Annotated in this window: 20 protein-coding genes and 1 other annotated feature; of the genes, 14 read left to right on the forward strand and 6 right to left on the reverse strand. The window is 45.2% G+C overall.

Annotation, left to right across the window (positions count from 1 at the left end; genetic code table 11):
- Nucleotides 1-59: 59 nt before the first annotated feature.
- Both FFM80_RS10140 and FFM80_RS10145 read right to left on the reverse strand, forming a co-directional pair.
- Nucleotides 60-740 (reverse strand): ABC transporter ATP-binding protein, encoded by a 681-nt coding sequence (locus tag FFM80_RS10140; protein WP_137640685.1) that lies wholly within the window; start codon nt 738-740, stop codon nt 60-62.
- 14 nt (nt 741-754) lie between these two features.
- Nucleotides 755-1,822, reverse strand: a complete 1,068-nt coding sequence (locus FFM80_RS10145) for an ABC transporter permease (RefSeq protein WP_137640686.1) — start codon at nt 1,820-1,822, stop codon at nt 755-757.
- Between the two features lie 586 nt (nt 1,823-2,408).
- On the opposite strand from FFM80_RS10145, the gene FFM80_RS10150 reads away from it, so the two are divergent.
- The 4 genes from FFM80_RS10150 to FFM80_RS10165 all read left to right on the forward strand — a co-directional run bounded on the left by FFM80_RS10150 (nt 2,409) and on the right by FFM80_RS10165 (nt 5,959).
- A complete protein-coding gene (locus FFM80_RS10150) occupies nt 2,409-2,912 on the forward strand; it encodes a YagU family protein (RefSeq protein ID WP_137640687.1) in 504 nt (167 codons plus the stop codon).
- 132 nt (nt 2,913-3,044) lie between these two features.
- Nucleotides 3,045-4,346, forward strand: coding sequence for a cation:dicarboxylate symporter family transporter (locus tag FFM80_RS10155; protein ID WP_137640688.1), 1,302 nt, complete (start codon nt 3,045-3,047; stop codon nt 4,344-4,346).
- A 62-nt stretch (nt 4,347-4,408) separates the two neighbouring features.
- Nucleotides 4,409-5,224, forward strand: coding sequence for a MerR family transcriptional regulator (locus FFM80_RS10160; RefSeq protein WP_137640689.1), 816 nt, complete (start codon nt 4,409-4,411; stop codon nt 5,222-5,224).
- A gap of 57 nt (nt 5,225-5,281) precedes the next feature.
- Nucleotides 5,282-5,959, forward strand: coding sequence for a DUF554 domain-containing protein (locus tag FFM80_RS10165; RefSeq protein WP_137640690.1), 678 nt, complete (start codon nt 5,282-5,284; stop codon nt 5,957-5,959).
- 556 nt (nt 5,960-6,515) lie between these two features.
- Here the strand turns inward: FFM80_RS10165 and FFM80_RS10170 are convergent.
- Both FFM80_RS10170 and FFM80_RS10175 read right to left on the reverse strand, forming a co-directional pair.
- The gene (locus tag FFM80_RS10170) at nt 6,516-7,019 is read right to left on the reverse strand and encodes a YueI family protein (RefSeq protein WP_137640691.1); all 504 of its coding nucleotides are present in this window, start codon (nt 7,017-7,019) and stop codon (nt 6,516-6,518) included.
- Nucleotides 7,020-7,129: 110 nt separating this feature from the next.
- Nucleotides 7,130-8,437: a sensor histidine kinase gene (locus tag FFM80_RS10175; RefSeq protein ID WP_223877336.1), complete on the reverse strand. Its 1,308-nt coding sequence runs from the start codon at nt 8,435-8,437 to the stop codon at nt 7,130-7,132.
- A 244-nt stretch (nt 8,438-8,681) separates the two neighbouring features.
- On the opposite strand from FFM80_RS10175, the gene FFM80_RS10180 reads away from it, so the two are divergent.
- Complete coding sequence (locus tag FFM80_RS10180; RefSeq protein ID WP_137640692.1) at nt 8,682-9,254, forward strand: NAD(P)H-binding protein; 573 nt, start codon at nt 8,682-8,684, stop codon at nt 9,252-9,254.
- Nucleotides 9,255-9,365: 111 nt separating this feature from the next.
- Nucleotides 9,366-10,112, forward strand: a complete 747-nt coding sequence (locus FFM80_RS10185; RefSeq protein ID WP_137640693.1) for a C39 family peptidase — start codon at nt 9,366-9,368, stop codon at nt 10,110-10,112.
- Between the two features lie 43 nt (nt 10,113-10,155).
- Here the strand turns inward: FFM80_RS10185 and FFM80_RS10190 are convergent, their stop codons facing one another.
- On the reverse strand, nt 10,156-10,395 hold the full coding sequence (locus FFM80_RS10190) for a helix-turn-helix domain-containing protein (RefSeq protein ID WP_171001081.1): 240 nt from the start codon (nt 10,393-10,395) through the stop codon (nt 10,156-10,158).
- A gap of 121 nt (nt 10,396-10,516) precedes the next feature.
- Between FFM80_RS10190 and FFM80_RS10195 the strand changes: the two genes are divergently transcribed.
- The 5 genes from FFM80_RS10195 to FFM80_RS10215 all read left to right on the forward strand — a co-directional run bounded on the left by FFM80_RS10195 (nt 10,517) and on the right by FFM80_RS10215 (nt 15,692).
- On the forward strand, nt 10,517-10,717 hold the full coding sequence (locus FFM80_RS10195; protein ID WP_137635782.1) for a helix-turn-helix domain-containing protein: 201 nt from the start codon (nt 10,517-10,519) through the stop codon (nt 10,715-10,717).
- A 1,125-nt stretch (nt 10,718-11,842) separates the two neighbouring features.
- Nucleotides 11,843-13,243 carry a DUF5776 domain-containing protein gene (locus FFM80_RS10200; RefSeq protein ID WP_137640695.1) on the forward strand — a complete coding sequence of 467 codons (1,401 nt, stop codon included), beginning with the start codon at nt 11,843-11,845 and terminating at the stop codon, nt 13,241-13,243.
- A 13-nt stretch (nt 13,244-13,256) separates the two neighbouring features.
- Nucleotides 13,257-13,925, forward strand: coding sequence for a hypothetical protein (locus FFM80_RS10205; protein ID WP_137640696.1), 669 nt, complete (start codon nt 13,257-13,259; stop codon nt 13,923-13,925).
- Nucleotides 13,926-13,988: 63 nt separating this feature from the next.
- Entirely contained in the window at nt 13,989-14,372 is a 384-nt protein-coding gene (locus tag FFM80_RS10210; protein WP_137640697.1) for a hypothetical protein, read from the forward strand.
- A 540-nt stretch (nt 14,373-14,912) separates the two neighbouring features.
- Nucleotides 14,913-15,692, forward strand: coding sequence for a PhzF family phenazine biosynthesis protein (locus FFM80_RS10215; protein ID WP_137640698.1), 780 nt, complete (start codon nt 14,913-14,915; stop codon nt 15,690-15,692).
- 23 nt (nt 15,693-15,715) lie between these two features.
- Here FFM80_RS10215 and FFM80_RS10220 read toward each other — a convergent pair whose 3' ends face one another.
- Nucleotides 15,716-16,165, reverse strand: coding sequence for a MarR family winged helix-turn-helix transcriptional regulator (locus FFM80_RS10220; protein WP_137640699.1), 450 nt, complete (start codon nt 16,163-16,165; stop codon nt 15,716-15,718).
- 159 nt (nt 16,166-16,324) lie between these two features.
- On the opposite strand from FFM80_RS10220, the gene FFM80_RS10225 reads away from it, so the two are divergent.
- From FFM80_RS10225 to FFM80_RS10235, 3 genes are all read left to right on the forward strand, one after another.
- The gene (locus tag FFM80_RS10225) at nt 16,325-17,710 is read left to right on the forward strand and encodes a DHA2 family efflux MFS transporter permease subunit (protein ID WP_137640700.1); all 1,386 of its coding nucleotides are present in this window, start codon (nt 16,325-16,327) and stop codon (nt 17,708-17,710) included.
- A gap of 41 nt (nt 17,711-17,751) precedes the next feature.
- Nucleotides 17,752-17,949 (forward strand) — a binding site (T-box leader).
- Between the two features lie 57 nt (nt 17,950-18,006).
- Complete coding sequence (gene tyrS / locus FFM80_RS10230; RefSeq protein ID WP_137640701.1) at nt 18,007-19,263, forward strand: tyrosine--tRNA ligase; 1,257 nt, start codon at nt 18,007-18,009, stop codon at nt 19,261-19,263.
- 163 nt (nt 19,264-19,426) lie between these two features.
- Nucleotides 19,427-19,936, forward strand: a complete 510-nt coding sequence (locus tag FFM80_RS10235; protein ID WP_137640702.1) for an ECF transporter S component — start codon at nt 19,427-19,429, stop codon at nt 19,934-19,936.
- The last annotated feature ends 372 nt before the right edge of the window (nt 19,937-20,308 follow it).

Below are 20,308 nucleotides of genomic sequence, written 5' to 3' on the forward strand. Positions count from 1 at the left end.
TTGGCGGTCATTTTGTATTAATCAGAATCCGTTTAATTCAACTGGAACAGCAATTTTAATTAGCCCCTTTGCCGCGTCATCACGCCATCTTCAATTTGATAAACCACATCGCAATTGCCGATGAGCCGTTGATCGTGGGTGACCATGACGATGGCTTTTTGGTGTTGGTGGGCTTCGTTAGCTAAGCGTTCGACGACATCGATGGAGCGTGGCGTATCTAAGCTGGCCGTAGGTTCGTCCGCGAGAATCACGCTAGGGTCATTATAAAGGGCGCGCACAATCGCGACTCGTTGTCGTTCACCACCAGAAAGTTCGCTTGGATAGGCAGTGGCAACCTCACTTAACGCGAGTTCTTTTAACAACTGCGCGGCCCGATCTTTTTGAAAGGGGCGTTTGGCCATCTTGTCGACGAGCTTCAATTGTTCAGTCACATTCAGAAAGGGAATGAGGTTCGAGCTCTGCAAGATAAAGCCAATTTCATTAAAGCGGTACGCTAACCGAGCTTTTTCGGATTGGGCGGCTAGTTCCGTCCCATTCAAGAGGACTTGCCCCTTGGTAGGCGTTTGTAGACCAGCGGCAATGGTCAAAAAGGTGCTTTTCCCAGAACCGGATGGGCCGATGATGGCGACGAATTGACCGGCGCTGACTTCAAAGTTGGCGTCCGTTAACGCCGTGACCGCGGTATGACCGTGGCCAAATTGTTTGTTGATATGTTGTAATGCTAAGACTGCTTGTGTCATTTTGAAAATCCTCCTTATCCAATCGCGACCGCGGGATCGATTTTAGCGACGGTCCGCCATGAGAGTAATGCGCCGACAACGGAAGCTGCCAGTAATGCTAGACTGTAGAGCCCGAATTGTGGCCAGTTAACGACAAATGGTAAACCGGCTGGCATGATTTGGGCGAGCCCAACCGTAATTCCTAAGCCGAGGACAATCCCAATTAATGCCATGGCGATACTTTGCGTCAATAACGCTGCCAGAATATGGCCGGTGCCAATACCTTGGACCTTCAAGACGCCGAATAACGGTTGTTTTTGCAAGGTCAAGACGAACATAAAGATCCCGATGATGGCTAGGGCAATGGCGAATAGGAAATAGATCATCGTATTTAACGTCAATTGTTCAGCGCTGTAGCCGGGGAGTTTATTAATAAAAGTGGCGATGCTTAACTTTTCTAAATCACCGTGTTTAGCGTTTTTGAAGCTGGATTCCTTAGTGACAAAGCCATTAACGGTCTGTTGATCGCCACTAGTAATGGGCGCGCCTTTGAGTCGATTCATGGTGGCGATGTCGGTATATAGGGTTGGCGCAATCATATAGGTGCTCTTGCCATAAGTGCCGACGATTTTAACCGTTTGTTTAGTCGTGCCAATGCGAACTTTTTGCCCGAGTTTGTAGCCAGCCGCTTTTAAATCGGCAGAAATCAGAACTTGATTTTTGCCATTAATCTGATGCCCGCTTACCAGCTTGGGCATTAAGAAACTAGTCCGGCTCGTGCCAAAAGCACTGGCGGTGGTTTTTAAATGGTTATTAGTCGTCCGCAAGGTTCCTGACAGACTTGCGAGTGGGGCGATCTGCTTACCGCTCAGCTTTTTTTGATCGGCGAGCTTGAGTTGTGACGCCGACATGGTTTGATTGGCATTTTTATTTAAGTAAACGATACGCGCTTGCCAAGCATCGACAGCTTGACGATTCCCATTACTAAGCCCGTTTGCCAGGCCTGCCAACATGAAGACGACGAGCGCAATCAGCAATAAGACGCCGCTGAGTAATGTGTAGCGTAGTTTTTCATGGCACATTTCCTTTAATCCTAAATACATTTTTAAGTCTCCTTTTGTTTATCAGGTGATAAATGAATAGCTAAAGCATACCAGCATTTGTTATCTTTGACAAGTAGGTTGACAAAAAATGAACTGTAAAGTTCAAATTGGCACTAATTAAGCTTACTGATCAAAGCCTGAGAAATGCCGGTGTACTAAGGACTAGCGATGCAGCGATGCGTTTTAGAAACCGGTAGGCCAATTAGTTAAAATAATTGTTAATTCAAAGCTTGTTGGTAATCAACGACACCACTGAGCCAATTCAGTGCCGCTCACCGTTAGCTAATGGAGATTAAAAAATTAACACTTGATTATTTTCAGTTCGGTCATTTAGCCGAGAGGTTGGTTCCTAAAATGCTCAGCCGTGTCGTTGGTCTTAGTGCGAGTGGTCTGCTCGGACTTAGACCAAGGCCAGTTTTGAAGACCGGGTTTTGGCTTCAAAATGGCCCATGGCGTTCCAGCGTTTTAGGAACCAACCGGCAGGCGGCAACTTCAATTATCACCAAGCGCAAGGATTAAATATTTCGATTGTAAGTAAACGACTGGTATCATAAAGTTAATGATGTGAAAGGCAGGTTAACAGGAAATGACTAAAAAGCAGTTTAATCAAAAAGCCGCGATGATCGCGGGGATTACTGGTGGGGTGATTTCAGGGTTAGTGAAGCTTGGCTGGGAGAATATCTTGCCACCACGGACGGCTGACCGGGATCAAACGAATCCACCACAGCAATTATTGCAACAGGTTGGGGTACCAGCTAGCGTCACCCATGCCACCTATACGTATTCTGGTCAACAATTGCCTGCAGTCAGCTATATGATGCACTTCGGCTTTTCGACGACCTTTGCAGTGGCCTATAGTTTATGGGCTCGCAAACATCCCAAGGCCCAAGCTGGTAGTAGTGCGCTCTTTGGTTTAGGTATCTGGACGGCATTTCATCATGGGCTCTTACCAGCGCTCGGAACGATTCCAAGTGCCAAAGATCAGCCGACCGAAGAACACGTTTCAGAAGCAATCGGGCACGTCTTATGGATGTGGACGGCCGATTGGGTCAGTGCTGCGATTTATGACCGCTTGACGAAAAAACACTAAGTAAAACGGTTACTTTCACATTAGTTTCTCATTTCTTAATAATTTGTGCTAAACTGTTAATATTGTTTGGCTTTTTTAGCCAAAATACCTAGAAATGGGAACGGAGCGAGCGATGTGAAGCAGGGGACACAAATGAAACGGTATCACCATTTTCGATTGAGCTTAGGTTGGCAGATTTTGGTCGGGTTAGTCCTTGGGATTGTCCTAGGCGTGGTCTTTTATGGGAATCAGACCGCGATTACGGCAATGCAAAATATTGGGACGATGTTTATCAGTCTGATTCAGATGATTGTGTTGCCAATTGTGGTGGCTTGTTTAATTACGGGGATTGCCAATATGGGTGATCTGAAAAAGCTTGGCCGGATTGGCGGCAAGACGATTATTTATTTTGAACTGATGACGACGGTAGCGATTGCCCTAGGACTACTAGTCGGCAACGTCTTTCACCCCGGGGATTACATCAATATTCATCAGCTCCATAGCAGTAATATTAGTCAATATGTCGCTACCGCCAAGACGGTCTCACATAATGGTATTTGGTCGACAATCATGGGCATCATCCCAACCAATGTGTTTAAATCATTGGCGGATGGCGATATGATTCCGGTGATTTTCTTTGCCGTCTTCTTCGGTTTAGGGACTGCCGCCATTGGTGACCAAGGAAAAGTGATCTTAGACTTTATGAACGCCGTAGCAGAAGCGATGTTCAAAGTGACGAATTGGGTCATGCACACCGCCCCAATTGGGGTCTGTGCCCTAATTGGCGTGACGGTTGCCCAAATGGGTCTGAAAGCCTTGGCGCCGCTAGGTTACTTTATTATCTTAGCTTATGTGACGATGGCGATCTTCATCGTGGTCGTGATGGGCTTAGTTGCGCGGGCGTTCGGGTTAAATATCTGGCATTTATTACGGGTGATTCGTGATGAAATGGTGCTGGGCTTTTCAACGGCTAGTTCGGAAGCAGCTTTGCCGAAGATTATTGATAAGATGGGTAAGTATGGTGTCAGTCAAGGCATCGTGTCATTTGTGATTCCAACTGGGTATACGTTTAACTTGGATGGGTCAGCGATTTATCAATCATTAGCAGCGTTATTCTTAGCACAAGCTTATGGGATTCATTTGTCATTGAGTCAGCAGATTACGTTATTGATTGTTTTGATGATTACGTCCAAAGGCATTGCCGGCGTGCCGGGCGCTTCATTTGTCGTTTTACTGGCAACCATCTCATCGATTGGCGTCCCGGTTCAAGGGTTGGCCTTTATCGCCGGGATTGACCGGTTAGTTGATATGGGGCGGACCGTGGTCAACGTGGCCGGTAATTCACTGGCTGCCGTGATTATTGGTAAGTCAGAGCATGAATTTGATGCCGATCAAAGTACGCAATATCTAGCTGAGATTCGTGCGGGCAAAACGACTGCGGCCGGGACCAAGTAAAGTTGAAATTAACGAAAGGACTGTTAAGCAGCCCTTTTTGTTTGCCATGAGGGAGGAATAAGATGCAAGCGTATTTTACGATTGGGCAGTTGGCGGCGTTGTTTGATGTGAAGATACCAACGTTACGCTATTATGACCAGCTGGGGTTGTTAACGCCAGCTAAAGTTGACGCGACCAGTCATTATCGTTATTATTCAACGGCGCAATTTGAGCGCCTGAGTACGATTAAGTACTTTCGGGCGCTGGGAGTGAGCTTGCCAGCAATCGCTGATTTTTTCGCCGCGCGCGACTTGCCGAAACTCAAACAACTCTTACATCAGCAACAAGCGACGGTCGCTGAGCAACTAGCAACGTTGCACACCATCGATCAACGGCTCACGGCGCGACTAACGCAGATTGAACAAGCTGAGCAAGCACAGTTAAGCGTCCCTAAATTGGTGACATTAGCACCGCAACCAGTGTTATATTTGCGGCAAGCTTATACTGCGCAGGACGATATTGAATTGGTGATTGCCAAGTTGCGGGAACGTTATGATCTGGCACAAGATGTCTTTTTGGGCAAAATCACCTTGTCATTGTCAGTAGACGCCTTGAGGGCTGGTAGATTCGATCAATATAGTGGCATATTGTTGGCGTTTGAACCAGGGGATCAGCCGAAGTCTGGTCAACAGCTATTGCCGGGCGGCGCGGCACTGCAGCTCACGTTTGCGGGAACGCATCAGCAGGCCGGTCCATATTATGAACAATTGTTAACCATGTGCCGTGAGCATCATTGGCAACTCCGGGCGGCCGCCTTAGAGACGGCGCTAATTGATTATGGGATTACCGATGATGTCAGTCAATCGGTGACGCGAATTCAGTTGCCAATTACGACTTGACCCTCTAGTAACTAGAGACTTTATGCTAGAGAAACTAACAAATAGGGGTGAACCAGCATGATTGGCACGATTTTTAACGTCAGTATGATTTTAATTGGCTGTACATTAGGGAGTATTTTTAAGCACGGGATTAAGCCGGCTTATCATGATATTTTAATGCAAGCACTAGGTTTAGCGGCAACAGTTATTGGGATTAATGCGGTCGTTCAGCGGATGCCGCAAAGTAAGTATCCGGTCTTGTTCATTGTCAGCCTGGCACTGGGCGGTATTATTGGACAGGCGTTAGATCTGCAAGGGCACTTTGATAAGCTAGTCGGCCGGTTTTCTGGCGGTAACTTAGCGGAGGGGCTGGCGACAGCAATTTTATTGTATTGCATCGGCTCGTTATCGATTCTGGGCCCGATTGAAGCGGCATTGAAACATGACTATACGTTCTTATTTACTAACGGGATGTTAGATGGAATTACCTCGATTGTGCTAGCGTCAACGTTTGGGTTCGGTATCGCCATTGCAGCGGGCGTGTTATTTCTCTGGCAAGGGTCGATTTACGTCTTGGCGGTAGTCTTGCGCTCGGCACTAAGCACCACGTTGATTAATGAAATTACGATTGTTGGTGGTATCTTAATCTTAGCTTCTGGTTTAGGGTTGTTAAATATTAAAAAGATCAATACATTGAATTTACTGCCGGCGTTATTAGTGCCGCCAATTGCGATTGCAATTTTAAACTTATTTTAATAGAAAAGCCGTCCTGATTCGTTTCAGGGCGGCTTTTCTGGTGCATTGTTTTTACGTGTTGTTTAAACCTTGATGACGCTTGGGGCTTGGGATTGAACTTGCCACTCTGGTTGGCCCAGAATCGGCTGGAACGTGGTGGCCACGTTTGTGAGCCGAAGAGCGGTCTCACAAGCCGGGCTTTGACTAACCCGGAAAAATCACCGGCTAAGTCAAACGACACCACTGAGCCAATGCTGGGCCGCCTGACGTTAACTAGCAGGTGTTAAAAAATGTTTTCAGTTCTGTTATTTAGCCGAGAGGTTGGTTCCTAAAATGCTCAGCCGTGTCGTTGGCCTTAGTGCGAGTGGTTTACTCGGACTTAGGCCAAGGCCAGTTTTGAAGACCGAACTTTGGCTTCAAAATGGCCCACGGCGTTCCAGCGTTTTAGGAACCAACCGGCAGGCGGCAATTACAACTAGCACTAAGTGTAACTAGTTACTTTAGCACCAACTGGTAGGCGGTAGTCCTAACTAACATCGTGAGTCATGGATGCTTAACCCAGTGGCAAGTTGAATGCTCACTCCAAATGATGGCGTTGTCGAAATACGGACCGATTCTTATCCAGATGCTGGTGAATCCGGTCAATCAATAATTGCCGGCGCACCGGGGAAGTGGGGGTCAACGGCGTTAGTGGAAACCGGTCATCGATATTGATCGTTGGTGGATGAATCGCCATGGGAGCAGCTAAGGCAATGGCTAAGCTATCGGGCTGATGCTGATACATCAAGTCGTTACGAATGGCGAAGCGAATTTGATTCTTAGTTGCTAAACAAATATAACGGTCGAGAATATCTTGGTCTAGCAGCCCATGCAGTAACAATTGGTAGTTGGGATGAGCTAACATTTCGGTTCGTAATTCAGGCGAGTAGTCGCGCAGGAGCGCTTGGGTAAAGGTAATCCCCAAGTCTAAGCGTTCGTGAAAAGTCCCTAAGTTACGATGCTGTTCGTCGGGATGTAAGACCGGCGCACCAAAGATGGCATTTTGTAGATGTTTATCCATCTGGTCTTCGGATTGTGACATGATTTCAAGTCCTTTCCAAAGAGTGGCCTGATCGGTAAATGTAACCGTTTCCACTCAGAGTCGTTACCTTAATTGTAAATAAGTTCACGAATTTAGCAAATTAAGATTTTCTAAAGCTGAGTATCGGTGACTGGATTTTCAATTGTTAACGTGGCCGTAAAGGTTTGTTCGGCAATCTGATAAGCCACGTTAACTTCCTTAGTCGCCAGTTGCTCAATACTACTAAGGCCGTACCCTAAGTGGCCTGGTTTAGTGGTAAAACGACTCTTTTTGATGCGACTTAAATTAATCGTATCGTTAGCCGAGATTTTGTTTTGAATCACGAATTGAACGGTGTGAGCTTGTTGGTCCAAAGTAATTAATAAATTAACTAAATGATCGACTTGACTGGCAGCGTCAATGGCGTTATCCAATAGGTTGCCTAAGATCCGGACGATTTTAATATGCGCATTGGGTTGCAGTTTGATCGGTTGTAAAATGGCTAGTTGTAACTTGACTTGGCGACTGGCGGCTGCCTCGTATTTAGAGTAAATCAAGCCGCTGATTTCTGGTGCTTGTAAGTCGCGGAGTTGTTCAGGTCCCGCGCTGGATTTTAAATTATTACCAGCCGGGAGGACTTCATTTTCGAAATAGTGCTGCAATCCTTGGACATCTTGATTTTGAATATATTGTGACATACTTAATAAGATGTTTTGGTAGTCATGCTTGAATAAGTGGAGCTCCTGATTCCGATGGCTGAGCAGCTCATTATAACTGGACATTTGCCGGAGCAATTGGGCATCGGTGAGACGGCTGTTTTTGCTGTTGACTAAGTAAAAGCCGATAATGCCGAAAATAATGCAAGCAGCAATTGCCACGTACATTTGTAAAACAACGTTTAGTTCTAGGACGTAAGCGTATCCCAGGATATATAGGCCATAGAATAATAGGACCAGCCAATAGTCGCTATGGTCGATCTTGGCGTGTTGGAAAAAGTCGGCAGCTGAAACGTTAACCACCCATCGATGGGCGAGCAGCCCGATGATGATAATGATTGGTAAACAGATGACGACGGCGCCAAATAAGTTCAGATTGGCTGCCCAATCATGCATGTGAATCGATTGCCGTAAGCGCATGGGGGCATCGGAAGACATTAACCATTTTAAAAATACCCCGGCCAAGCCGCCGATTAATCGTTTGACGGCGTTTAAAAAGATTGATAACGGCAACATCAAGATCCATTTGGTATACAGTAGCCGGGCACTCATAATGGTGTTGACGACGGTGATGGGGACGACCCAGAAAAAGACAAGTGGCACTTGTGGAAACCAGACCGTGGCTAATTGGCCAAATATCCCGAAGAAGATGACTAGGCTGACCCAAACCGCACTTAATTTCCAAGTCAGATACTCTCGGAAGGCTAGCATAAAAATCATCATTTCATAGCCGCCCGAGGTTAGCGAGAGAGCGTACAGGAGCGCTTCCATAGATATAACACCTCATTTGTTAAAAAATTTAGTCTAGAAACAGTTTGTAAGTTGACATTATTAATCATAAATCAATTTGTAATCGTTGCCACGTAAAATTTGCAAAAAAAGGTAACTTTTTGCTTGCCTTCGACTAACTAGAAGCTAGTACCCTATAACTTATCAAAATAAGCAGTATTGAAAGGGGCTAATTAGGATGCAAAATATCTTAATCGCGGGGATTATCCCGCAACAACGCATTCAACAACTTTTACAAACAATTGATCAGATGCTGGCAGTTACTTTAACCGTCTACGCCCCCGCGGTCCATCGTTCGGACTGGCCCGCCGACGTTACCGTGTTAACTGGCGACCTGAGTGATCGTGGTGGGTTAACTGCGGCGGCAATTGATCAAGATATTATCTTAGCTCAATTAGATTCTAAGGCGCTGGTTGCGCAAACACAATCCTTAATCGCTGTTTTAAATGCCCAGCCAACCACGCGATTGATGCTGGCTAGTCCGGATAGTATTTTATCGATAACGCAAAGTCAGGTGAAATGGTATCAGCAACGACGACAACGGCAACAATTGGCGGCCATTCGGATGATGGAACGGCAGTTGCGTCATAGTCAGCTTGATTTTACGTTAATTGAAGGGACGACGGCTGCAACCACGGCAATCTACACGCGTGCGATGCAACATGATTGGTTAACCGCAATGCCGACGCGTCGGGCGTTGAGCTTACTCGATTACTTAACGGTCGATGTCAGTTGGCCGCTAGTTGCTTAAGCGGAAGCTGGAGTTATTTTGTAATATATTTAATGTTATCATCATCAGGGATAGTATGAATTATATTATTAATTAACTTAATTAACGATGATAGAAATTAGGTGTGAAAGCATGCCAAAACATATGCAGCGGCGCCGGTGGCCGGTAGTGCTGATTATCGGCGTTGTTTTAGCCGTGGCCGGTGTCACCGTGGCCCAAGTCTCGGATTGGATCGATGCCGCCTTGACTGCGAAACCAACTACTACGGCTAAGTCCAAGGTAACCAAGCAGGTCAAGTTAGATGTGCCATTGATTAATCAAATGACGGCGCCACGACTTTATAATGGGTGTGAAGTCACGTCACTAGCGATGATGTTAGCCTATCATCATCTGGATGTCTCAAAGAATGCGTTAGCAGCTAAATTGCCGAGCGTGCCTTTAACTTATGACAATGGCGAACGTGGTAACCCGAATACGGGTTTTGTTGGTGATATTACTGGTGATCAACCGGGATTAGGGGTTAACCATGGCCCTATTTATCGGTTAGCTAAGACGCAAACGAGTCAGGTCAAAGATTTGACCGGTTCGGACTTCTCAGCGGTAATTAAGCAGTTGGAAAAGGGCCGGCCCGTCTGGACCATAACGACATTGACGTTTGCCCCGGTTAGCAGCTTACAGACGTGGCAGACGCCGACTGGTCCGGTTAAAGTGACCTATGACATGCATAGTGTGGTGATTGTTGGTTTTAACCGCGCTAAAAAGGTGATTTACATTAATAATCCGTATGGTCACAAGCAACAAGCGGTCAACTGGACCGATTTTGCTGCGGCTTATCAGCAGATGGGGCGCCAAGCCATCGTGTTAACTTTAGAGCATTAAAAAAATCCCACTCAGTCAATTTGACTAAGCGGGATTTTTTTAGCTATCGAGTCTGATAACGCTCACCAGTCCGCGCAAATTCTTGCACGAGCGGATCTAAATTAATGTTAAAGAAAGCGGCTAAGGCAAAGAGATGATTAATCGAGATTGAGTAGCCATTTTCGTAACGTGATAACATGGAAGGTGAGATCCGGACATGGTATTGAGCTGTAATTTGTTGCGAAACCGCGGCTAAGGTTAACTTTTCTGATCGCCGGGTACGCTTTAGTTCATCTGCTAACATCCACTGCCACCTCATCCCTATTTTACCCATAATTTTGGTAAAAGCTATAATTAAATGTTGATGATAACGCTTAATTGGTGTAAGATTCCCTTATGGGGAACAAAAGAAAGAGGGTGGTCAAATGGAACCTAATAATGATGTGTTGTTATTGGCTTATTTTAAGCAGAATCGGATTACCCAGCAGGACTTGGCAGATTCAATCGGTCGCAGTGTGAACACGGTATGGAACAAACTCCACGGTCGGTCGCATTGGAATACGGCAGAAGTCCAGCAGTTGCATGATGATTTTGGCGTGCCAACACAGTATTTTTTTCGTAATTAACTGGATAAAAATCTTTGGAGGAGCATCGGCAGACTACCGGTGAGGTTCAGTTATTGTCAGTAAAATGAATAAGTGTTTGTAAAAGGAGAGTTCGCGAATTTCGTGAGCTTTTTTTATTTAGAGTGTGAGTGAAGGTGGTTTGAGGGTGAGCATTGCCTAGCCAAATGAGTATCCGGCGGGCTTTCCGGATGGTCATTTAGCGTAGCAAGCGGAATCCTCAGCCTGAACGAGCACGTTTCAAATAAGAGTGTGAGTGCGACCGGGTTGCCCATGAGCATTGCCTAGCCAAGTGGAGTGGACAGGTCAAGTGAGCACATTTCGGCAACTTAAAAGCCAACCTAATAAACCATATCGTCTTACCCCCAACTATATCTCACGTCATCCCCCACCAAAATTACGCTTGGTGCTAGTTGAACTTGTTGCCTGCCGGTTGGTTCCTAAAATGCTGGAATGCCATGAGCCATTTTGAAGCCCGGTCTTCAAAACTGACCTTGGTCTAAGTCCGAGCAGACCACTCGCATTAAGGCCAACGACACGGCTGAGCATTTTAGAAACCAACGGCTCGGCTAAATTGACTGAACTGAAAGTAATCAATCGTTAATTTTTTAACCACCGTTAGTTAACGGCGGGCGGGCCAGAATTGGCTCAGTGGTGTCGTTTATCTTGGTCGGTGATTTTCCGACTTAGATAAAGCCCGGCTTGGAAGACCGTTCTTTGGCTTCCAAACGCGGCCACCACGTTCCAGCCGATTCTGGTCCAACCAAAGTGACAACTTAAACCAACTAGCATCAAGCATTCAAATTCTATAGTATCAGGCTACAAGTCACTGAAATCCAACGCAACTGAAATAAAATACAGTGTGAATTTTTTCAATTATTACATTTTCTTCAAACTTTTGTAAGGTTGTGTAACTTAATTGCAACGTTAATGTTGTCGAATCTAAAGAAAACTAGCTTATTATTAAAGTAATTGGAAAATATTGAATTTTTTGTACATAAAAATTAAGGGATGACAAAAGGTTTAACGAATTAGGTGTTTTCCAACATAACTTTAAGGGGGGCTACGGGTTAATCAGGGTTTGAGTTAGTGAGTAAACGTTGTTAAACAACAGAGAGAGGTCAAACATTGAATAGACAACAATTAAAAACTGCGGCTAAGGGGTTAGCTATCGCGGCGTTGGCAGTCGTTAGTCTGGGTGTTACCCAAACGGTCACGGCTAATGCGGCGACAACGGCCGCAATTCCCGATATTTCTGAATGGCAGGGGAAGTTAACGGCTACGCAGGTTCAGAATATGAAGCCAAATGTGTCGTTTGTTATTAACCGGCGTCAATATGGTTCAGACTATATTGATAAATACGCGGCTAATAATACGAATTTGTATGTGAAGTACGGGGTGCCATTTGGCGAATATGCTTACTCGCAGTTTGTGAGTGCAAGCGATGCTAAGCAAGAAGCTAAAGATTTCTACAATCGATCCAATAAAAATGCGGCGTTTTACGTCTTGGACTTTGAAGTCAATACGGTTAAGTCTGGGACAACCAATGCGGCGGTTAAAGCTTGGTATGATGAGATGCGATCATTGACGAATAAAAAGTTAATTTTCTATTCTTATCAATCCTTTGCAACGACGTATGCCAATACGGCGCGGCAGACCTTTGATGCGCAGTGGATTGCCAACTATTCTTATACACCAACGATTCCATTTGCGCTGTGGCAATATACGGACGCTTATTACATGTCAGCGTTGAACAAGTACATTGATAACAGTCGCGCCACGGTTAGTGTGCATCCGATTAGTTGGTGGACGGCAGCTGGCGGGGTGACGAATAATGTCACCACTGATACGAGCAACAATTCGAGCAACAAGCCAGCGCCGGTGACTCCCGCCAAACCGACGGCATACAGTAAATATAAGTTGGGTCAGCATGCCTATGTGCATAAGGCTGCGTCAACTTATTATGGAACGAATACTGCCATTCCAAGTAGTGCTAAACAGAAATTCTATAAGATTACAGCCGTAAAAGCGGTTAATAGTGGTAATTCAGCCCAAGCACTGTACCTGAGCGGCTTGAATCAATGGGTCTTATCACAAGATGTTGATGCCTACTGGTATGGACAACATGGCGCCTATAATTTAACCAGTAATTTAAACTTGTATTCGGATGCTGCTTTGAAACATAAAGTCGGCGCTAAGTATAAGAAGGGGACTCAACTAAAAGCCAAGATGATCAAAAACGGTAAAGTTCGCCGGTTAAAGACGAGTCAAGGCTATGTCAGTGCTAACGTGAAATATTCTACCCCTGCCTACCTCGAGTCGGTGCCAAGCAGTAAGACGATTACGACGACTAGGAAGATTTATGCCTATTCGAAGTCATCATTGAAGAAGGCTTATCGGCAAAATGGGGTGGCCGCCGGAACGAAGCTAACCATTCAAAAAGTTGGTCGCCGTTCGACTGGCTCACGTTACTTTGTGACGACTAATGGACAATATATCACAGCTAATAAGAACTACGTGACGAATTAGGAGGTTATTTTTGATGCAATTTAAACGAAAGCTTCAATTAGGAATCGCGACGGCCACTGGGGCGTTAGCGATTGGACTAATCGCTGTACCCTCGGTTAATCATGTGCTGCATGCCGCTTCTAACAATGTAACGACTGTTAGTCAAACAGCAGCCCCAACGACGGTTAAAGCCACGGATCAAACGGTCAAAGCAACGACGGCTAGCGGGACGAAGTCGAATTATCGGGTCAGCTATGTGAAGTCAGGCACGCGCGCTAAAACCGCGACTTACCAGAAGACAGCTTATAATACTAAGCATACTGCCACTGATAAGGTTGATTACATTAACAATGTCAAAGGTGATACCGTGACGTTAAGCAATGGGACTACCGCTAAGCTGCAAGGGACGATGGGTCGCGTTTATGTCCATTGGAACACGAATAATTGGTCAGTAACGGCGATTGCCAATACGGCCGACGTGCAAAAGAATCCCGCTAAGTTTGCCCAACAAGTGAATAATCAGCTTGAAAAGCACAACTTAACAACGACTAATGTCACCCATGGTTCTGTGACGGTCTATGATCAAGCACAATCTGGTCAAGCGAATACCGTTAAATGGCAAAAAGCTGATCAGGTCTACCAAGTTAAGGGGCAACAAGCCAATACCGCGTTAAAGATTGCGGCGGATGCGCAACGTCATTAAAGCACCACAATTTAGGGTGCTGGCTAGTCCAGCGCCTTTTGTGTCGCAAAAGGAAGTGGCAGGATGCAAAAATTTCTTTGGGGTTGTTTAATGATTGGCCTATTAGGGGTCACAACGGTCAGTGCCAGTCAGCTGACAACACCGGTTGTGCCAACTAGGGTGACTAAATCAGCGTTAACGGTCCAAAAGCTGGATCCGGGGACGGCGCAAGCGGTACAACCAACGGCCGTGATTGGAACTTGGCGGCTAGCCGATCAACGATTAAAGTTACGAGCTGACGGCAGCTATCAGTTAACAATTGGGGAACATCAGCTCGATGGTTATTGGCAATTATCTGGTCAACGAACGTTAACATTGACCGATGCGGTGGGACAACAAAAGCACGGATTAGTGACGATGCCTCACTTACACTTTGCCGATCAGGCGGATCATTGGACTAAGTGTTAAGTGGTTGAAACATTATTAACCAAGCAGAATTTAAGCTAGGGGTTCAGAAATCAGCAAATGACTTCTGAATCCCTAGTTTTTTGTGTTCAGTTGCGGACTGATCCAATTTAATTGAGTAATCATTCTGCCGGCTGGATGCTAAAATGCTGGAGTGATACGGCTGAGTAGTTTAGCATTCAATATCTCGGCTAAATAGCTGAACTTAAAATATCAATTGTTAATTTTTTTAATTCCCGTTATTTAACGACGGGCGGCCCAGCATTGGCTCAGTGGTGTCGGTTATCTTAGCCGTGGTTTTCGGCTTAGATAACCCCCGGCTTGCGAGACCGTACTTTGGCTCGCAAACGCGGCCACCACGTTCCAGCCGATGCTGGGCCAACCAGAGTGGCAATGTAATCCAACTAGCACCAAGCATATCTAGCTATATGGCGTACTCGCGAGTTAGTTGGATTTATGATAAAACGATTGCAAAATAATTTGAATTAGATTAAAATTAGCACATGTCGATTTTGACAAGTCTAGTTAGAGGAAGTGGCGAAGATGAAGTTTTATTTAGTCGATGCATTCAATGATGCCGTTTTTAAAGGTAATCCAGCGGCGGTCTATGTTTTAGATCAATGGCCGGCCGATGCGGTGATGCAACAATTAGCGTTGGAACATCATTTATCAGAGACGGCCTTTACGGTTAAAAATGGCGATCACTACGATTTACGTTGGTTTACCCCAGAACAAGAAATTGACCTATGCGGACACGCGTCATTAGCCACCGCTTACGTGCTATTTACATATTATGAGCCAGCAGCTGACAAGTTGAGCTTCCAAACGCAAAAGGGACCGTTGTTTGCGACCCGTTCCGGTGAGACTTACTATTTGGACTTTCCAAGCTTGATGCCCAAGCCAATTGAAAATAAGCCAGCATTTGCGGCGGCAATGGGTAGTGCGCCCACTAAAGCTTATTTGGCGCGGGACTTGTTTCTAGTCTATGACACGGCGGCCACCGTGCGACAATTACAGCCAGATTTGGCGAAAGTTAAAGCGTTGACACAGGGGTTAGGCGTCATTGTGACGGCACCAGATACGACATTTGATTTCGTCTCACGGGCATTTTACCCGAAATTGCAAGTGGATGAAGATCCGGTGACGGGATCAGCACACTCGAACTTGATTCCATACTGGGCCCAACGCTTAGGCAAGCATCATTTACGTGCACAACAGGCTTCGGCGCGGGTCGGTTTATTAGATTGCGAATGGCGAGGTGATCGTGTCTTAATGGGTGGTCACGCGGTGCTATTTGCGACTGGCGAAAATACTTTAGCTTAATCAAAAAACGACTAACCAATTGGCTAGTCGTTTTTTGATTGATCGGTTGCTTTCGCAGTAAAGTCAGTACTGATCTGGGTTAGGTGCGTGTAGGTTGAGTCGAAGGCTGGACCGAGTAGAGCTTGGATACGCTGTTCGCTAGCTTCGAAGAAAGCTTCAATCTTTGTGGCTAATTGGCGGGCGCTAGGTGTCAGCAGTAGCCGCTTGTAACGAGCATCGTTGGCAGCGGGCACGCGAATTAAGAGGTCCTTGGCTACCATGGTCGTCACTAAGCTAGAGGCCGTTGCTTTACGGATATTGAATTCATGTTCTAAATCACGTTGAAAGATGTCTTGCGTGGCTTCATGGTCGGCAATGAAGTTGATCGTACTGATTTGCATGCCAGACAAGCCCAATTGCTTCGCAAAATGATCCGAGTCACGAGATAAAGCATTATTGGCCTTTTTGATTGCGATACCGATAGAATGTTGCATAAGCCGCATCTCCTTAATAGTTCGTTATTTAACTAATGAGCATTATAGGCAAGCTGGTCTGGTAAGTCAACGTAGAGTCACCCCTTTAAAATTTGAAAGCGTGTGTTATACTAGTTAATTAGTTCGTATTAGAACTATTAATTGTTAGGAGTTGAACTGATGACTAAAAAAGTCGACTTAAAATTAATTTTAGCGGTCGTGGCAACTGGACTACTCTCATTTTGTGGGGTGATTGTCGAAACGGCGATGAATATCACCTTTCCGGTCTTAATGCGGCAATTTAACATTAATACGGCCACGGTACAGTGGCTGACCACCGCCTATTTACTGGTGGTCTCAATGATCGTCCCGATTTCGTCCTTTTTAAAACGGCGCTTTCGGACGCGTTCGTTATTTGTGACGGCTAATTTATTGTTTATGGCCGGGTTAGTGATTGATGCCAGTGCCGCTAGTTTTCCAATGTTAGTGGTCGGGCGACTTGTTCAAGGATTGGGGACGGGGATTGCCCTGCCATTGATGTTCAATATCATTTTAGATTGGACCCCTGATCAGCAGCGGGGCACCTTGATGGGAATTGGGACGTTAATTACGGCGATTGCCCCCGCTTTAGGACCGACGTTTGGAGGGCTCATTGTCAGTAATTTAGGCTGGCATTGGATTTTCATCTTGCTAGTGCCGTTACTAATCGTTTCGTTAGTGCTGGGGCTGTTTGCCATTCGTCAGGCGTCCCCCACAACGAAAGCTGGGTTTGATGTTGCCGGGTGGCTAGCAATCGTGGTTGTCTTTGTTGGCTTTACAATGGCCTTTAGCAACTTGCAACGATTAGGGACGCAACCGTGGCTAGTGCTGGGTTGGTTAGGCTTAGGGCTAGTGGGGTTAGCGGCCTTTATCGGGTTGACGCGGCGAGCTAAGCAGCCATTGATCAACCTGTCCATTTTTAAAACCGCGTCATTTGATTGGCATTTACTCGGCTTCTTCTTAGTTCAAATCAATGCGCTGGGCTTAGCCTTTATTTTGCCGAATTATATTCAGCTGGTAAATGGCAAGTCGGCGTTATTAGCTGGGTTGTTTGTGTTACCTGGGGCAGCGATTGGGGCGATTTTTGCGCCTTTAGGAGGGCGAATTTTGGATCGCTTTGGTGCGGCGAAACCGATTCTCACTGGAAGTATGATTCTAGCGATTGCGGTAGCGTTGTTTACAGTGTTGGGGCGGCACTTAACGGGTGAATTGATCTTAAGCCTGTACATCTTATTGATGATTGGGATGGGCTTGACGATGGGGAACACGATGACCAGTGGCTTGGGTCAATTAAGCGTTGCCCAGCAAGCCGATGGTAATGCGGTCTTTAATACGTTGCAACAATTTGCGGGGGCAACCGGGACCTCGATTGTGTCTGCCGTTATTACGGCTGTCCAAACTCAAGCGAGTGGGACCAATGCTGAACGTACAGCTTGGGGCTCAACGGTCGCGTTAGGTGTTTTGTTAGTCTTGATTGTCCTGAATTTGGTTGCGTTGATTAACGCGATGCGAACCCGTAAAGCGTGATTGACTTTTCAGGCTGGATTGCTTATGATATGAGATAACAATTAAAAGTAGTGACCTTTAATGAGTAGTGGCTAGTCCAACAGTTAAGCGACTCGGTGGATGGTGCGAACCGAGCTGTGACTAGCGATGAATTACATAAAGTGAACTGCCATTTCGGCCGGCTGATTGCGTTATTAATCATGAGAGATCACGATTTTTAGTGATAACTTGGGTGGTAACGCGGTAAACTCGTCCCTGTTTTTAAACAGGGGCGAGTTTTTTGTTTTAGCCGGTAACTAATTTTAGGAGGAACCAACATGAACATTATCGATGATTTAAAGTGGCGCGGCGCCATCAATCAACAGACTGATGAAGCTGGTTTGAAAGCATTAACTGAACAACAGTCTGTTTCCCTATACTGTGGGATTGATCCTACCGGTGACAGTATGCATATCGGGCATTTGATTCCCTTTATGATTTTGAAACGATTCCAATTAGCTGGTCACCATCCTTACGTCGTCGTTGGTGGTGGGACTGGGGCAATCGGGGATCCTTCTGGGAAAAACTCTGAACGGGTCTTACAAACGATGGACCAGGTCAAGCATAACGAAGATGGCCTGAATGCACAGATGCATAAGTTGTTTGGCTCTGATGAGAACTTTTCAATCGTCAATAACTATGACTGGTTGTCGAAGCTATCCTTACTTGACTTTTTACGGGATTACGGGAAATTATTCAGTGTCAACACGATGCTCAATAAGGAAGTGGTTGCTAGTCGACTTGAAGTCGGGATTTCTTACACCGAGTTTACGTACCAAATCTTACAATCAATCGACTTCTTACATCTATACCGGGCTGAACACGTCCAATTACAAATTGGTGGTGCCGATCAATGGGGCAATATCACGGCCGGAACTGATTTAATTCACCGTTTGGAAGGCAATGACACTAAAGCATACGGCTTAACGATCCCATTATTGTTGAAAGCTGATGGCACGAAGTTTGGTAAAACGGCGGGTGGGGCTGTCTGGTTGAACCCAGAAAAGACGTCACCTTACGAATTCTACCAATTCTGGATTAACCAAGATGATCGTGATGTTGTGAAATACTTGAAGTACTTCACGTTCTTGAGCCATGAAGAAATTGACCGATTAGCAGAAACCGTTAAGACGGCGCCTGAAAAGCGGGAAGCGCAACGTCGCTTAGCTGAAGAAGTGACGGAATTTGTCCATGGTAAAGCAGCTGTTGTTGAAGCTGAAAATATTACCAAGGCGTTATTTACTGGTGATGTGCAAAACTTGAATGCTGATGAAATCGAACAAGGTTTCAAAGGGGTACCTTCAGCTGAAGTCTCAACTGAAAAGCAAAATATTGTGTTGTGGTTAGTTGATGCAACCAAGTTTGAACCATCACGTCGTCAAGCACGTGAAGATATTAAAAACGGTGCGATCCGGATTAACGGTGAAAAAATCACGGATGTTGATGCTGAGATCGATCCAACCGTAGCCTTTAATGGTAAGTTTGTGATTGTTCGTCGTGGTAAGAAGAAGTATTTCTTAGCGCGGGTTAACTAGTTTAAGCGAATCAGAAAAACGTCTTTGAGATAAGTCTCGAAGACGTTTTTTGTTAGTGCAAGTCTGTTATTTTCGAATAAATGTAGTAAAATTAAAATCGAATTAAAAATTGCTCATAATTTAAGTGGAAACTTTCGCTAACAGATAGAAAGGAAGATGGCCTATGCAGCCTCAATCAACGAAGCTTTCGACCCGTACGATTGCGTTATTAGGATTATTAATTGCGGTGACTGTGGTGATTTCGCGGTTATTGATTATTCCAGTACCGATGACTCATGGTAATGTGAATTTATGTGATGCTGGGATTATGATTGCGGCTTTATTGTTTGGTCGGCGTGGTGGGGTAATCGTCGGCGGTGCAAGTGGTTTTATTTTGGATCTGATTTCTGGATATTCACAGTATATGTTATTTTCTTTGGTTGTGCATGGTGTTGAAGGCTGGCTAGTTGGCCAATTAGGTGCTGGTAAGTCTAAGCGTCGTCAATTAGTAGCGATGTCAGTTGGCGGTCTGGTGATGGTTGTCGGATATTTTGTGTCAGATTCAATTCTATATGCTGTTCCAACTGGCTTGATTGGGATTCCGACCAATGCCGTGCAAGCCGTTTTAGGTGGTGTCATTGCTTTTCCAGTCGTTTTACGGCTGAGTCATTACGTCAAAGCACAATTTAATTAAAAAGGCTCTTATATAGTAGGAACTTGTTAGTTATGACTAATAAGTTCTTTTATTTTAAAATAATATCAAAAATCTCTTGACCGAGTATTTTTATACTGGTATAGTATTACTCGTTGCTGTTACCGGCCAACAAATAAGTTCATTAACAAAATAAAAAAAGTTGTTGACAGCTTAAAAATGTTTTGTTATTCTTATTAACGTTGCGTTTGAGGCAACCAACCAAATGATTCAAATTAAATTGATTTAAAAAAGTTCTTGACAGTTTTAAATCATGATGATAAGATGATTAAGTTGCGTTGAGGTAATCAACCAAATAGATTTAGATCTTTGAAAACTGAACAAAGTTTCGACGAATCAAATGTGTAGGGTCTA

Source organism: Lactiplantibacillus dongliensis (assembly GCF_005405105.1).
GTDB classification, from domain to species: domain Bacteria; phylum Bacillota; class Bacilli; order Lactobacillales; family Lactobacillaceae; genus Lactiplantibacillus; species Lactiplantibacillus dongliensis.